15 protein-coding genes and 2 pseudogenes are annotated in these 15115 nt (G+C 57.5%); 10 read left to right on the plus strand and 7 right to left on the minus strand.

Going from position 1 to position 15115, the window contains the following annotated elements; genetic code table 11:
- Positions 1-8: 8 nt before the first annotated feature.
- Entirely contained in the window at positions 9-1106 is a 1098-nt protein-coding gene (locus V2I30_RS09500) for an arginine N-succinyltransferase (RefSeq protein WP_330661906.1), read from the minus strand.
- Here V2I30_RS09500 and V2I30_RS09505 point away from each other — a divergent pair.
- The gene (locus V2I30_RS09505) at positions 1089-1985 is read left to right on the plus strand and encodes an amidohydrolase family protein (RefSeq protein WP_330661908.1); all 897 of its coding nucleotides are present in this window, start codon (positions 1089-1091) and stop codon (positions 1983-1985) included. The two genes, V2I30_RS09500 and V2I30_RS09505, sit on opposite strands and share 18 nt — an antisense overlap.
- On the opposite strand, the gene V2I30_RS09510 is transcribed toward V2I30_RS09505, so the two are convergent.
- Together V2I30_RS09510 and V2I30_RS09515 are read right to left on the minus strand one after the other, a co-directional pair.
- On the minus strand, positions 1968-2996 hold the full coding sequence (locus V2I30_RS09510) for a LacI family DNA-binding transcriptional regulator (protein WP_330661910.1): 1029 nt from the start codon (positions 2994-2996) through the stop codon (positions 1968-1970). The genes V2I30_RS09505 and V2I30_RS09510 overlap by 18 nt on opposite strands.
- 107 nt (positions 2997-3103) lie before the next feature.
- Positions 3104-4138: an ester cyclase gene (locus V2I30_RS09515; RefSeq protein ID WP_330661911.1), complete on the minus strand. Its 1035-nt coding sequence runs from the start codon at positions 4136-4138 to the stop codon at positions 3104-3106.
- A gap of 326 nt (positions 4139-4464) precedes the next feature.
- On the opposite strand from V2I30_RS09515, the gene V2I30_RS09520 reads away from it, so the two are divergent.
- The 6 genes from V2I30_RS09520 (at position 4465) to V2I30_RS09545 (ending at position 10056) form a co-directional block, all read left to right on the plus strand.
- Complete coding sequence (locus V2I30_RS09520; RefSeq protein WP_330661933.1) at positions 4465-4767, plus strand: formyltransferase family protein; 303 nt, start codon at positions 4465-4467, stop codon at positions 4765-4767.
- A gap of 734 nt (positions 4768-5501) precedes the next feature.
- Positions 5502-5867: an STAS/SEC14 domain-containing protein gene (locus V2I30_RS09525; protein ID WP_330661912.1), complete on the plus strand. Its 366-nt coding sequence runs from the start codon at positions 5502-5504 to the stop codon at positions 5865-5867.
- A 95-nt stretch (positions 5868-5962) separates the two neighbouring features.
- Entirely contained in the window at positions 5963-6667 is a 705-nt protein-coding gene (locus tag V2I30_RS09530; RefSeq protein ID WP_330661913.1) for a VIT1/CCC1 transporter family protein, read from the plus strand.
- 113 nt (positions 6668-6780) lie between these two features.
- Positions 6781-7833 (plus strand): TIGR00341 family protein, encoded by a 1053-nt coding sequence (locus tag V2I30_RS09535; protein ID WP_330661914.1) that lies wholly within the window; start codon positions 6781-6783, stop codon positions 7831-7833.
- 130 nt (positions 7834-7963) lie between these two features.
- On the plus strand, positions 7964-9352 hold the full coding sequence (gene cls, locus V2I30_RS09540; RefSeq protein ID WP_330661915.1) for a cardiolipin synthase: 1389 nt from the start codon (positions 7964-7966) through the stop codon (positions 9350-9352).
- The gene (locus V2I30_RS09545; protein WP_330661916.1) at positions 9352-10056 is read left to right on the plus strand and encodes an endonuclease/exonuclease/phosphatase family protein; all 705 of its coding nucleotides are present in this window, start codon (positions 9352-9354) and stop codon (positions 10054-10056) included. Before cls ends, V2I30_RS09545 begins: the two co-directional genes overlap by 1 nt.
- Before the next feature lie 259 nt (positions 10057-10315).
- Here V2I30_RS09545 and V2I30_RS09550 read toward each other — a convergent pair.
- Positions 10316-11485, minus strand: a pseudogene (locus tag V2I30_RS09550) (IS3 family transposase).
- Between the two features lie 169 nt (positions 11486-11654).
- Here V2I30_RS09550 and V2I30_RS09555 point away from each other — a divergent pair.
- Positions 11655-12286 (plus strand): annotated as a pseudogene (locus tag V2I30_RS09555) (tyrosine-type recombinase/integrase).
- Between the two features lie 81 nt (positions 12287-12367).
- Here the strand turns inward: V2I30_RS09555 and V2I30_RS09560 are convergent.
- Positions 12368-13114, minus strand: coding sequence for a glutaredoxin family protein (locus V2I30_RS09560; protein ID WP_330661917.1), 747 nt, complete (start codon positions 13112-13114; stop codon positions 12368-12370).
- Positions 13115-13195: 81 nt separating this feature from the next.
- Between V2I30_RS09560 and V2I30_RS09565 the strand changes: the two genes are divergently transcribed.
- On the plus strand, positions 13196-13708 hold the full coding sequence (locus V2I30_RS09565; protein ID WP_330661918.1) for a DUF305 domain-containing protein: 513 nt from the start codon (positions 13196-13198) through the stop codon (positions 13706-13708).
- A 170-nt stretch (positions 13709-13878) separates the two neighbouring features.
- Here V2I30_RS09565 and V2I30_RS09570 read toward each other — a convergent pair whose 3' ends face one another.
- Together V2I30_RS09570 and V2I30_RS09575 are read right to left on the minus strand one after the other, a co-directional pair.
- On the minus strand, positions 13879-14376 hold the full coding sequence (locus V2I30_RS09570; RefSeq protein ID WP_330661919.1) for a DUF411 domain-containing protein: 498 nt from the start codon (positions 14374-14376) through the stop codon (positions 13879-13881).
- A 60-nt stretch (positions 14377-14436) separates the two neighbouring features.
- Positions 14437-14706 (minus strand): metal-sensitive transcriptional regulator, encoded by a 270-nt coding sequence (locus V2I30_RS09575; RefSeq protein ID WP_330661920.1) that lies wholly within the window; start codon positions 14704-14706, stop codon positions 14437-14439.
- Between the two features lie 79 nt (positions 14707-14785).
- Between V2I30_RS09575 and V2I30_RS09580 the strand changes: the two genes are divergently transcribed.
- Positions 14786-15115, plus strand: a 330-nt coding sequence (locus tag V2I30_RS09580) for a multicopper oxidase domain-containing protein (RefSeq protein ID WP_330661921.1), incomplete at its 3' end; no start/stop codon positions are given.

Below are 15115 nucleotides of genomic sequence, written 5' to 3' on the forward strand. Positions count from 1 at the left end.
ACAGGCTCCTAACAATTCACGGCGATATAGTCTTCGCCGAGTTCGAGACCGAGCACCTCGGCCGTGGGCCTGTCGAGGTTTCCGGCATCATTGCATTCTCCGAACGCGGCGCGGAAGTTTGCGCCTTCCTTCGATGCGGCTAGAATCCGGGTTTCTCCTCGATCCGCGGCCCCCTCGAACGTAAGGCGGTTCGCTTTTCGGATCGTTCGCACCACGTCGATATCCGCCGTCAGCGTCGGACCGCCATCAAATATGTCGACATACTCGCCCGACCTGAATCCTTCGGCAAGGAGCATTTGCAAGGCTGGGCGTCCATCGTCGTGGGGCTTGTCGAGCGCATCCTGCGCCGCTCTGGGTAGCAGCGATACATATAGCGGATAGCGCGGACCGAGATCGGCGATGAACTGGTTGCCCTTGAGCGCGCCCGTTCGATCCGCCTCGCTAAAATCCATGTCGTAAAAGTGCCGGCCTATGGCGTTCCAGACCGGCGATTGACCGTTGGCGTCCTGATAACCACGAAGTTCGGCGATCACCTTCTCGCCGAACCAGTCGCGATGAGAAGCGATGAATAGATAGCGCGCACGCGCCGCGAGCTGGCCCAACGCCATGCCGCGACAGTCGGGGTCGACGAACAGACCACCGACTTCGCATTCTCCATCGAAGTCATTCACCAGATTAAGAAGGACCTGCGAATGGCGGCGGCCTACGGCGGTGGACAGAGCGGCCTGGCGGGTCAATCGATAGCTGTAGAACGGCCATTCAGCGCCGACCTTCGGAAACACGCAGGACGTGCCTACGATGCGCCCCTTATACTCGACCATCAGCAATATCGCGGCCCCCGCCTCCCGGGCCTCGGGCGACGCGATCGCCTCTTCGCTTGCCTCAAGCTTGGCTTGCAGTTTGGCGCGGTTCGGCGGGAGGTTGGTAAGGCCGTCTCCGCCCACCATCGCCAGACGGAGCAAGTCATCGATATCGCCCGTCCGCGCTACGCGTACGAACGGCTTGCCCGATGTGACACCACCTCCTGAATTCTCTCCCGCCACGGCGCTGTGTTGCCAAGATTTGCATTCGCATGCAAGAAGCATCGAATGATCATCGATGCTCATCATCACCTTTGGGACCTGGCGGTGGTCGATTACCCTTGGCTCAAAGCGAAAGGCGTCAAGCGCTTCTTCGGTGATCCGACTCCCATTCAGCGCAACTACGATGTCGAGGACTTTCGCGGCGACTGGTCCGATCTTCCAATCGCAGGCAGCGTTCATATCCAGGTCGGCGCCACGCTCGATCATGCGGTTAAGGAAACGCAGTGGCTCGCAAAGCGAGCCGACGCGACTGGCCTGCCCAGCGCGATCGTGGCTTTTGCCGATCTATCGAGGGCAAACGCCGCGGAGGTGATTGAAGATCATCTCGCCGCTAGCCGCCGAGTGCGGGGCATTCGGCACATAGTCAGCCGCCATCCATCGGAGGATACCGGCACGGAGGGGCGCGCACTCCTAGACGACCTTCAATTTGCGCACAATCTGCGCTACCTTCGCAAACAGGATCTTTCGTTCGATCTGCAGCTTACACCGCCCCACCTGCTTCGCGCAGCCGAAGTATTCTCATTTGCCCAAGGCCTGCCGGTCGCAATATGTCATGCCGGCTCACCATGGTCGCAGGACGCGGCAGGGCTTGCTCGATGGCGCGAAGGCCTGAAGGCGATGGCACAGATTCCGTCTGTCGTTTGCAAGCTGTCAGGTCTCGGAATGTTCGATCGCGAATGGTCGGCGGAAAGCCTTAGACCCATCGTTGAAACCGTGCTTGAAATATTCGACGGCCGTCGGGTAATGTGGGGCTCGAACTTTCCGGTCGATAGCCTTTACCACGAATATCGCGACATGTTCGAAGCCGTCCGCTCGATCGTCCCGGCAGAACTTCGTCATCAGGTTTTCTTCGATACGGCGAACCGATTTTACAGGCTCGGCCTCTCAAGCGAGGCGGGCTGATGCACCCTCGATCAATGACCCGGCGAAATTGCGCGCTTCCGGGGGGCACGAGGGATCGGCAATACGGGCTAGTATCATTTCGACCGCGGCAGCGCTCATTCTGCGGACCGGCTGACGGATCGTGGTCAGGCGATAACTCTCCCATGAGGCCGGGGCCACGCCATCGAACCCGACGATCGAGAGATTGTCTGGCACTGTAATCGCACGCGCCCGGGCTTCGTCCAGCGCGCCGATTGCCATCAGATCGTTGGCACAAAGAACCGCATCGAGCTGCCCCCCCGCGTCTTCAATCAGCTGTGCAAGCCCCGATCGCCCACTAGCATAATCGAAGTTCCCCGATGCAACAGCTGCATTGAGCGAATGAGCGGCGAGACTATCGATCGCGGCTTGAACGCGTTCACAACCAACAAAGGAATCCGGCGGGCCGGATAGAATGCCAAAGGACCTGTGTCCGGCCTTGACCATCTTGTCGACCAGTAACTTCTCACCCCCGAAAGAATCGCAGCTTACGCTGGAAACCGGTTCGTCTCCTCCACTGCGATTATAGAGGACCACCGGCACTTCATGCCGAACGAATTGACGGATCTGTTCGGGCGAAAGATGCGCCGCGACGATCGCCCCGTCGACACGATACCGCCAGACTTGCTCCAGTATCTCGCCCACTTCGCTCTCCGCTCTCAGCGCGAAGAGAAGGACGCGCGCGCCTTTGTCCGACAGTCGCTGGGTAATTTCGGCGAGAACTTCGGGATAATAGAGATTGGTCAGACTTGAAATGATGACCGCGACCATGCCCGTGCGCCTGGTCATCAAGCCGGAGGCCATGGCATTAGGGAAATAGCCCAATTCGCGCGCGGCCTTGAGAACCTTGGCCTTGGTTTTTTTGGAAATGCTCGAGCCCGGCCTGAAACAGCGCGAGACCGCTGATTGCGAGACGCCCGCCCTTTTCGCAACATCGTATGAAGTTGGACGAACGGATGGTTCAGACGAGGGGGATGCGGGTGCCTCTGTCATGATCGACCCCTCTGGCGCAGAGCCCGCCGTTCAAAAATGGTTTTCCCGGGACAGAGCTTAGGGAACAAGATCATGAACGGTGTTGCAGACGATAAATCGCCGTAATGTCAACCGGCTCCTTCCTGAATAGCTTCCATGCGAGCCAGAACGTCCAGACCCTGCATTGCCAGAAAATGCAACAGATCAATGAAAATCCAGTTTTCCGCGATCTTGCCGTCTTCAACCCGGTACATATCAACCACGCGCATATCCGCGGGGTCCGGACCTGCCGGCATACCCAGATACCCCCCCGCATTGGCGACGGTCAGATTGGGCCATCCGAAGAACCCGCCGCAGCTGCCCTCGGCAATCTTGGCGACGTGTCCGTTGAAGCGATAGCCTTCGGTCAGTGCATTCGCAAAAGGCTGCGAATGCTGCTTGAGGTAACGCTCGATGGTGTAGGTCGCTCCAATTCCGGTTGGGCCCCACCACGTCATGTCTTCGACCCAGGTTCGCCTCAGATGACTAGCCGCATCGGGGCTCTGGCTTCTAGCCTCGGGTGACATGTCGGCCAGCATGGCATCGATCGCTGCCAGGGTTGCAGCGCCAGTCGACGGATCGCGAGGCTCAATGCACAACCCATCATGCGTGCGGGGCCCCGGCTGGACAAGAGTGACTCCGGTTTCCGGCGGAAACGGGTATTGCCCCGCCTGCGCCATGAAGTGCGGTATGTCGATGAAGTGCGCGCTTTCGACGACGTGCTCGTCCTCTACGCGGTGAAACTCGCAATATCGCAGCATGGCAATGCGTTTCGTCGGACGGATGCCAAGCCAGGGTTGATCGAAAAGACCCATGAGGTGCCCCATTTCAACCACCCAAACGCTCTCGAAGTCATCGATCGCGTTTAGGCCCGCGATGAAGATATCGGGCCTCCTCTGAAGGCTGGTAAGCGCGGCGTTCAGCGGATCCCAGAATATCGATGCGACCGCCTCCGCCCCGCGCTGTTCGTGAAACGGGTGCATTCCTCGCCACAACCAATCGGTGGCTGTATGATGCGCCAGACATTGTGCGGCTGTTTCGGACCCGTTGTCGGCCAGGGTTTCGCCTATGGCCAGAACAACTTTTTTCGCTGATTGGATGCGCTGCGACGTGAATTCGTCCATTTTAGGACTCCGATTTGAACTTGATGTTTGACCCCGCACATTCGGTATCTTGAATGCGTAGTCATTGTCGATCTTTCGCAATATGGCGCGCTGCGAATCTGTAGCGGGCGACACGGCAATGCGCCGGCAAACTTAAGGTGAAACAGGGTGAGCGGCGGGCGATACATATTCCGAGCCTTTGCGCCCGACGCGATCGGTATCATTGCGGACATCTCGACGCTTGCCGCGCAAAACCACATCGATACTTTCAAAAGCAGTGATTTTTGCAGATCTGGATACATCCCGCTTCTATATCCGGCAGACCTTTGAGACCGCTGATGCTAGTTATGGCTTCGGAGGCCGACCATTGCGTGATGGATCTGCTGTACCGAGCGCGACGAAACAAGCTCGGACCCGACATCGTCGCGATCGTCTCAAACTATGAAACGGCCTGCTGGCACGCGGAGGTAAACGGGATCACCTTTCATTATATCCCGGTCACCGCCGAGACAAAGCGTTCAGCCGAACGATCCACGCTCGATCTGGTGCAGGACTTCAGCGCCGACTTCGTCGTGCTGGCCCGTTACATGCAAGTCCTTTCCAGTGAGGCTCCTCCTGCTCTCGAAGGACGCTTATGGCCAATGTCCTAGGCGACAAGATTCGTGAACGGCGCAAGAAGAGGGGGTTAACGCTGAACAAGATGGAGATGATCGCTTTCCCGTAAAAGTTAAGTCGCTGGCCAAAGACTATTCTCATCAGGTCTTCTCGGATGATCCGATCACTATTGTGTAGGGCGGGGACCTCATTTGGTTTGAGGGTGGAATTTATAAGCACCCGAGCGACCGCGGCGAGTGGGCAATCATCTATAACTCTGCGATAACGTCGCCCGGGCGAATAAACTTCACACTCGCCCACGAGATCGGACGATTTTTCTAAGTGACATTCATCAGCGATTTCACGCAAACGAGCTCGAATTTCGGGAATTGTGCGTTTATTTTTTCTCATGAACGCCTGATGTACTAATCGCTCTTTCGGATCTCTAGCGCATCTCAAAAGAGAACTAAGTGCAGATATATCTAAGTATTCGATTCTGCCGTTCATTCTCCGAGAACTCGATGAAATTCTGACGATCCCAAAAAAGAGAAGCCGACGTTCCGCTAACGGCCCACAAAAGCCAGCCACAGCCTGGATAAGCCTTCCGAAAGGCCTACGCGTCCCGACCGCAGCAGTGCGGCGGTCGACTACGGACAATTACTGAGAGCGGATTTTTCCTCCCCACCTAGGATGAGCCACAAGCCACGCTGCAATGCTCATCACCGCGCTTTCTGTTGGTGGTCTGTAGCTTTTGCACAGACGAGGCCCCACCGACACGAGAGGTTCACAAATGCTCAACGTAACGAAGACATCATCCAGCCGGGTCGATATCGAACTCGACGGCGAGCTCAATTCGGACCAGATGCGAAGGGCTCTTGATAAGCTAATTGAGGCATCTGAAGGCGTTAGGAATGGTGTGATGCTCTATCGAATTACCGACTTCGAGCTGCCGACCGTAGGAGCGATTGCAGTGGAGTTCAGCCGCTTGCCCAAACTCTTTGGGCTGCTCGGCAAATTCGACAAATGCGCAGTTCTCAGCGATTCCGCGTGGATCAGGACTACCGCAGAGATTGAAGGGGCGGTGTTTCCAGGTATCAAGATCAAGAGCTTCGAACTACAGGAAAGCGAAGCCGCCGAGAGTTGGTTGTCGAAATAGTCTTATGGGCTTGATGGAGGCACCTCGCCTGTTGAGTAGCGTGGCTTCTCTCAAGAGCCACATGGCGGAGTCGCAACAGACAAAGCTGGACATGAATGGGTATCACAAGCGCTCATCCTGACGATCCGCATTACGTCCATCGTGGTGGCTGGCTGCGGGCAACTACGCTCGGTGGCAATGACGGAATTATCTCCGTTTCCTCTCTGATCATCGGCGTCGCTTCCGCAGGCGCCGATCAAGCCGTAGTTGTTCTCTCTGGTATTGCAGGTTTGACCGCCGGCGCGATGTCCATGGCTGCTGGAGAGTACATCTCCGTCTCATCGCAGCGGGATTTAGAGAAGGCCGATATCAACCGGGAGCGGCAAGCACTTTCCGACGCACCCGATGAAGAGCTCAACGAACTGGAAACAATCTATCGAGAGCGCGGATTGAGTGACAACACAGCAGCGACAGTTGCAAGAGAGCTGATGGCGCACGATGCGCTTGGCGCTCATCTTCGCGATGAAGTCGGGATCATCGAAGCGCAAAGAGCCCGGCCTCTTCAGGCCGCTATTGCTTCTGGCGTTACGTTCAGTGTAGCGGCATTCTTGCCAGTTCTGGCGTCAGTTGTTGCTCCCTCATCCGCGATTGTCACAAGCATTGTCGCGACCGCCCTCCTATCGTTGGCCATACTCGGTGCCGCAGGAGCGAAAGCCGGAGCCGCACCGGTGGGAAGGGCAATCATCCGGGTCGTAGGCTGGGGCGCTCTCGCCATGGCTGTAACCGCTCTCATCGGCTCATTGTTCGATGTGAAAGTCTGATCCGCGCGGGCGCACTGAAGATGAACAGCGACTAAGGATGTTTCCATAGATACAGCCTTGGCGACCTCGCTAGGGCGTAGATGGGTTCATTGGGCAGATCTGAAAGAGGTTGGATGTCCGCACGGATTGTAAAAATCTATCTGCTGGAAACGCGCATCGAGGAGCTGGAAGAGATTCTGCAAAAGCATGTGCGGCGCTTCTGGAGGGAAGCCGTCCCAGGTGGACAGGAAAAGTTCAGCTGCATCGTCCAGCAACGCTACACAGAGCGCCTGCTGAATGAGTTATGGGAAGTCTTTCAACAAGAGCCCCAATTCACCGCTTATGTCGAAGCAATTGAAGCTGTCATACCCCCTATCGAGGAAACTCCTGACACAGAACTGCCGCTCGATACCGATCTTCCTCCCCCGACGGCGCTGGAGCGGTTTTTCAGTCGCGACAGGCTCAGCACCGATGAGCTGTACGATGATATCGAAGAAAGCCTGCATGTCAGGCCATCGTACCTCATCACGGTCACGCTTTCGGCCATCATCGCAGGGCTTGGAATGCACAGCGGTCAGACAGCGGTAGTCATCGGTGCGATGATTATCGCGCCCTTGCTGGGCCCAACGATGGGAGTGGCGCTCGCTGCCACAGTTGGCGATAGCAAACTCGGCAAGCAAGCCTCTCTCACTCTGGCCATCGGGTGTTTTTTTGCGGTGATTTCGGGATTGATACTGGGACTGATAGTCGAGATCGACCCTTTAACTCCTGAGCTCAGAAACCGCACCCTTGTCCAACCTGCGGACGTGGCCTTGGCTCTTGCATGCGGTGCCGCGGGTGTTCTTGCCTTCAGCCGCGGTGCGTCACTTGCACTTGTGGGAGTCATGATAGCGGTTGCATTGGTTCCTCCGCTCGCTGCTGTCGGCATCTACATGGGCGCTGGTTTTCCGGTCGCCAGCGCGAACGCGGCGTTTCTCTTCGCCGCCAATCTGGTCTGCGTGAATGTCGCCGGAATCGCCACGTTCCTGTGTCAGGGGCTGCCGCCAAAAAGCTGGCGCATTACCGGCGGAATCCTGTTCGTTTGGTCTGTCTTACTGGTTATGCTTCTTTCCATGATGGCTGGCCGGATCATCCTGGGCTTCGGGTCTTGGGAAGTCGTGCTCGATTTCATCTCGAGGCGAAGCTGATGCTGGCGTTCGATGCCACGCAATCGCAGCGAATGTCGCTGGCAGGAGCACTGCTCTGACGCCGCTCGATCCTACGATTATTGCAGACCTGCTGCCTAGCTGGACATCATGGCTGTGGACGAACAAGTTCGTGGTTGCCGGATGGATCATTGCCGCCGTCGCCTTCGTGCTCGTTCCTTTTCGCAGGGCACCTGCCGAAGCGCGCAGCTGGCTGCTTGTCTTTCTCGGTCTCCCGTGGGTCGCGCTGGTTCTCTACGCCATGATCGGGCGACCGTATTTCGCCGCAGATCGGCGGTCCCGGATCGACCGGCTTCCTGCGCTCTTGGATCGCATCCAGTCGCAGATCGAAGATACAGGCCCACGACCAGAACTGTCTTCCGACAACAAGTCAGTCGAGAGCCTTGCCAGAGGCATCTCCGGTTTTCCGGCAACCGCGGGGAACAGGATCGAGATGCTCTATGTCTATGAGCAGGCTTTCGATGCGATTATCAAGGATATCGATGCGGCCAGCCATCATGTCCATCTTGAGTTCTACATCTTCAGGGATGATCGCATAGGCAGGCTCATCATCGAAGCGCTCGAAAAGGCATCAGAGCGAGGTGTTGTTTGCCGTGTCCTAGTCGATGCGCTCGGCTCCTATGGTTCGCTGCGAAAGCTAAAACGACGCCTGAAAAGTGTTGGGGTTGAAGTCCACGATATTCTCCCGCTGCGCCGTCGTCTTCGAAGCTCGAGAGTCGATCTGCGTAATCACCGCAAGATCGTGATTGTCGACGGCAAAGTGGGCTACACAGGCTCGCAAAACATCTGGGACCCGGCCCAGCATTCGCGCAGGGTCAACAAGGATTTGCTGCTACGGATTGTGGGGCCGGCAGTCACACAGCTCCAAGCAGTGTTTGCCTTAGATTGGTATCTCGAAACTCTTGAAGAGTTAGTGAGCGCGGAGTTCTTTCCTCGCGCTGCGAATTCACAAGGCTGCAGTGCGCAAATCGTGGCGACAGGACCGGAGAACCCGGAAGTCGGAGTGGACCTGATCTTCGCGCAAGCGATGTATAACGCGGCCGAAGAGATCGTCATCACAACCCCGTATTTCATTCCAAACGATGCAATGATCTCGGCCATCAAGGCTGCGGCACTGGGCGGGGTGCGAGTATGTCTGATCACTCCGGAGCGCAGCGACCACCGATTGGTCGGCCTGGCGCAGCAGAGCTATTACTCCGAGCTTATGGCAGCCGGTCTCGAGATCTATCTTCACGGTCCAGAATTCCTCCACGCCAAACACTTCCGGGTCGATCACGAGGTATCTATCGTCGGTACGAGCAACATGGATGTACGATCCTTTGAGCTGAACGCGGAGATCGATTTAATCTCCTTCGATCCCGGTTTCTCGGAAGAGTTGCGGCAGATCGAGCAACAGCTTTTGGAAAGCTGCAAAAGGCTGCATCTGGAGGCGTGGACCCAGCGCTCTCTGCCCTCGAAAGTGGCTCAAAACACAGCACGTTTGATGGCCGATCTGATCTGATGACAAGCATCGAAATCAAGGTTGCGAGCTACAATATTCGCAAGGCGATCGGCACCGACCGGACCCGCAGGCCCATCCGCATCCTGAATGTCCTTGAAGAAATCGATGCGGATATCGTCATCCTGCAGGAAGCCGATCGTCGATTTGGCAGACGTCAAAGTGCGCTACCTGCATTTCTGATCGAGGCGCATTCCGACTACAAACCTGTACCGTTGGACGTCCAGCGAGACTCGATGGGATGGCATGGCAATGCCATCCTGGTGCGCGAGGATATCGAAGTCAGGCATCACGATATCATCCATATTCCCTATCTCGAACCGCGGGGCGTAATCACCGCAAGACTTGGTGTGAAAGGCCAAGCACTTTCAGTGTTCGGCATGCATCTCGATCTATCCGGCCTGTGGCGGACAAAGCAGGCCAATGTGATTGCCGATCGTGCGAGGGAAGAACAAGAGCACAGTCCAACCATCCTGACCGGTGATCTCAACGAATGGCGTCGAAACGCCGGATGCCTCAAAGTATTTGGCAAGCATTTTTCAGTGCTGGACTGTGGGCGCAGCTTTCATAGCCAGCGCCCTCTCGCCCGTCTTGACCGCATTATGCACTGCGACCGGGTCGAAGCGCTAGAATGGGGCGTCCATCATAGCTCCCTTGCTACACAAGCATCCGATCATCTCCCGGTATGGGCGAGGTTGAGGGTCTGAAATGGGCAGAGAAACCGCTGCATGACCGGATCAGACCCATTTGCCGGCCCCGCGATTGCGCAGGAGCCCGAGGGTAGCCCGAAGCTCAAACGCGCCCTCTCATGGCCTTTGCTCAGCCTTTACGGTCTAGGCGTCACTCTTGGGGCAGGGATGTATGTGATTGTCGGGGCGACTGCTGAACAGGCAGGCATCTACGCGCCGATTTCCTTTCTGATTGCGGCTGCGATCGTCGGTGGTCTGAGCCCGAAGTTTCTACCAACTACGAGTAGAGCCTTAGGCCGTCTTGATGCCCGTCGCTGGGCGTGATGGCAACAACCGTATTGGGGGCATGCCCCCAATACGGTTTGCCGTTTTATCCTGCTCCTATCTCTGCCGGGGTTCTGTTCCCGAGGCTCGAGTGGGGCCGGAAGTGGTTGTAGTCATGCCGCCAAGCCTCCAGCTCCTGTCGGGCATGGGCGAGGCTGGTGAAGATCGTCTCGTTCAAGAACTCGTCATGCAGGCGTGCGTTGAAGCTCTCGATGAACCCGTTCTGTTAGGGCTTGCCCGGCGCGATGTAGTGCCACTCGACATTGCGCTCCTTGCTCCAGCGCAAGATTGCCATGCTGGTCAGTTCGGTGCCGTTATCGCTGACGATCGTGTGGGGCCGCGCCATCCGCTCGAACACCCCTGCATCGAGCTCACGCCCGACCGTGCGCCGGAGATCGACGTATCGGCGATGAGGCGTACGCACTCCCGGCTGTAATCATCGACCACGGCGAAGATGCGGAACCGCCGTCCGCAGGCAAAGGCATCGGACACGAAGTCCAGGCTTCAGCGCTGGTTCGGTCCTTGTGGTAACACCATCGGTGCCCGTGTGCCCAAAGCCCGCTTGAGACCGCCACGGCGGCGCACCTGCAGCCGTTCCTCGCGATACAGCCGCCGGAACTCCTTGTGGTTCATCGCCCATCCTTCCCTGCACAGCAGCCAGTGCAGCCGCCGATAGCCGAACCGAGGTCGCTGGCTGGCCAGTTCCCTGATACGCTCGCGCGCCTTGGCATCGTCAGACCGACGACTGACGCAGCGCACCATGGTCCGGTCTACGCCCAGCACCGTGCAGGCACGGCGCTGGCTCACCTCGAAAACCTCCTGGAGATGAGCCACCGCCTGCCGCCTGGCACTGGGCGCTAAAACTTTTTGCGCTGATCTCCTTGAGCATGGCGTTGTCCAGCATCAAGTCCGCCAGCAGCTTCTTCAGCCGTGCGTTCTCCTGCTCCAGCTGGCGCAGCCGACGGGCGTCCGACACCTCCAGCCCGCCATACTTGGACTTCCACTTGTAGAAGGTCGCAGAGCTGATCCCGTGACGGCGGCAAACCTCCGCCGTTGGCATCCCGGCTTCCTGCTCCTTCAAAACAGCAATGATCTGCTCCTCGCTAAACCTGCTCCGCTTCATTCGTCCGTCTCCTTGTCGAAGGCCGGACTCTACTCATCGCTGGAGGAAATCTAGGGGCTCAGACCAGAAAGCGGACCGTCCGCTTCCGGCCCGCACACCACCAACCATCAACCAGTTGAATAGACAATGGTAAAATCACTTCGGCGACACCGACCGAAGGAGAAGTAAGATGGGCTATTCACGATATGATCCAGCTGGAATGGGACGCAAACCCTGGAATGCCGGGCGCATTGTTGGCGCGAAGAAACCCCTGAAACCGAAACAGGTCTGGAAGATCCGGTTCTGGCTAGAGCGAGGGCGCAGAGTTCGAGACCGGCTCTCTTTGATCTTGCTATCGATAGCAAGATCAGGGGCTGCGACCTGGTTTCGATCAAGACAGGGGACCTGACGAATGGACCGGAGATCAAACATCGCGCGATGGTCGTCCAGCGAAAGACCAACAAGCCCGTCCAATTCGAGCTTATGAGCACGGCGCGCCAAAGCCTGCTTGACTGGCTTGAAGAACGCGGTGGGAGCTTTGACGAGCAAGCGTTTCCAAGCCGCGTCGATAATTCTCGGCACTTGAGCATACGTAAATACGCCCGCCTCGTTGATGAATGGGTCAGTGCCATAGGATTGCGACCGCGAGACTACGGAACGCATTCATTACGCAGGACGAAAGCGGCTTTGATCTACAAGCGAACCGGGAATTTGCGAGCGTTTCAGATCCTACTAGGTCACACCGAGATCGAAACGACGGTGCGATATCTCGGTGTCGATATCGAGGATGCGCTCGAGCTTGCCGAAGCGACCGAGGTCTGACCTCGAGTAAAAGGAGCGCCTTCATTTTCGGCGCTCCTTTTAAGGCGGGATTATGCTGATGCCGCGACAAACTCCGCCCGATTAAAGCAGGACCGGCTTCGCCAGCATCCAGATCGCCATGCCGATCATGAACAGGTTCTCGGTCAGCGAGACGAAGCCGAGTGGCACGTTACTGTCCCCGCCGACACAGGCGCATTTTAGCTCGCGCTTGTCGATATAGACCGCTTTGAACACGCTCACCGCGCCGATGGTCCCGATGAAGAGCGCGACCGGGACCGAAATGACGTTGAGGACATGCGCCGTCATCAGCACTCCCGCGAGGCCCTCTGCGAACGGGTAGATATAGCCGTATGGCACCCAGCGCTTCGCCAGCAGGTCGTAATTCAGGAACATGGTCGAGAAGCTCTCGACATCGCGCAGCTTGAGATACGCCAAGCCGCACATCGAGAAGCTGACGAACCACTCCGCGGTCAGGATCGACAGTGCTTGGCCGGTCGCGACCCATGCCGCGCCCACCGCCATTAACGCCATCATCCCGAACAACGCGGCAACCGGCTGATAGCTTGTGCCGCCCTTTTCGACCGGGTTCCCGAAATGGGCCGCGAGATCGGTGTAGCCACCGATCCGCTCGCCACCGATCCAGGTCTGCGGGGTTGTCTTTACGCCGTGCTTTTCCTTGAAGGCGTCGGTCTCCTCGCGGGTGGTTAGATGGTGGTCCTCGACCTGATATCCTTTACGCTCAAGCAGCCATTTCGACTTGTTCCCGTAAGGGCAAACATGGTCCTCCATGACCATGCGATAGAGCTTTGCGGTGCGCGGCTGTTTCATGGCTTCCAGTCCCGAATTTTCGTATCTCTCACAAAGAACAATATACCCCCCGGGGGTTTGTTCCGAAATAAGGAGGAAATTTTGGCGAAACTGAAAAATCTGCACCAAAGCTCGGGCCAGCACAGCAAATGGACCACATTCTTCGCGATGATCGCGACTTCGATCGTAACGATGTTCGTGCTCAAGTACTCCAACATATACGAGGCCGACCACATTTTCTTCAGTCAGACGCGTATGTGGATGGCGCTGATGATGGGAATGGCGATGATCGTCATCATGCTCGGCTTCATGTGGGGGATGTATAAATCGCTTATGACCAAACTGCTGGTGATGATCGGGGCGGTAATCGGCTTTGCGCTGTTCCTGTTTCTCGCCCGTTCGCAGGCCACGGTCGAAGACGAAGCCTGGATGAAAGCGATGATTCCGCACCATTCGATCGCTATTCAGACCTCGACCTACGCCGAGATCAGCGATCCGCGCGTGCGGAGACTTGCCGACGAGATCATCGAGGCACAGCTGCGCGAGATCGCGGAGATGGAAATGCTGCTGAAGGACATCGAGCTAAACGGCGAGTGGGGCACGGCACCCCGCTGAAATCTGTCCCTGCAGTGCTTAGCCCCGAACTGCTGGACCAAGCAGAAGAGCGCATCCGCGAGGGTGGGCGCGAAGTAACACCGGAAATTCGGGAGGTGGTTGCCGCTGGCAGCTAGGAAGCCCTGGCGCTTTTTCGGAACCGAAAGACACCCAACCATTTGGCATCTGGTTCAGCCGCCCGACGCGGAATAGCTCGCCCATACGCTGCGTTCGTCATCGCCGAACGCAATGACCTGATAGGCGTGCTGACGATCGCCCATCTCCATCCCCGGCGAACCAAGCGGCATTCCGGGTACGGCTAGCCCCTTTACGCCCTCCGGCCTTTCACGAAGCAAGCGGGCTATATCGGCGGCAGGCACATGACCTTCGATGACATAGCCTTCGACGATCGCCGTATGACACGAAGCAAGATCGGCCGGCACGCCGTGGCGTTCCTTGACCGCGCGCATATCGGGCTCGTTCTTGATTTCTACCGAGCTGTTTTGCGCACCGTGCGCCTCGGCGAAATGCTCTTGGGCGTGCTCCGCCCATTTGATGCAGCAGCCGCAATTGGGGTCTCGGTGCATCACGATCTCGGCCGCCTGAGCCCCGCCGGTGCACGCCATGAGAAATGCAGCGGCCGCCAGCCCCGGAGCGGAATGGGCAAACCGTTTGAGAGTTGCGATCATCGTGTTCCCTTTGTTCAAACGAATGTAGCGGAAGCCAAGTTCGCTCGCCCCGCTGCGAAATCAGCGCCGTTTTTCGAAAAGCTCGACCAGCTCCTCGAATTTCTCGCGTTGTTCGTCCGCGTCACCGCTTGCGATGGCCTCGGCGACGCAGCAAGCGGCGTGATCCTTCAACACCTGCGCCTCGACCCGGGAGAGCGCAGACTTAACGGCCTGGATCTGATTGAGAATATCGATGCAATAGCGGTCCTCTTCGACCATATTGGCAACGCCGCGCACCTGCCCCGCGATCCGGTTCAGGCGATTGATCTTAGCGGTGGTTTTGTCGTTCATAGGTCAGATTCCGTTGAAATACCCCGCGGGGGTATATATGAAAGTGAACCTTTCGAAGCAACCTACCGTATCGTCAAGAATGACCATATGCCTCAACCGCCGTAAGTTCATCGCGTCCACCGCTGCGCTTGCAGCTGCCAGCTCTCTGCCCATGCCCGCTTGGGCACGCGGAAAGGCGCTGGCCCATGCGAAGAACGGTTTCGGCGAGCTTTCCGGCGAAGACATCGAGCTATCGATCGGCGATGCGCATTTTACGACCGGCTCGCGTTCAGGCCATGCTTTTGCTGTCAATGGCACCGTGCCCGGCCCGCTGATCCGCCTGCGCGAAGGGCAGGACATTCGCCTGCACGTCACCAACAACCTCGACGAGGACAGCTCGATCCACTGGCATGGCCTTTTGCTGCCGTTC

The sequence above is a fragment of the Erythrobacter sp. genome (assembly GCF_036351135.1).
Lineage (GTDB): Bacteria > Pseudomonadota > Alphaproteobacteria > Sphingomonadales > Sphingomonadaceae > Erythrobacter.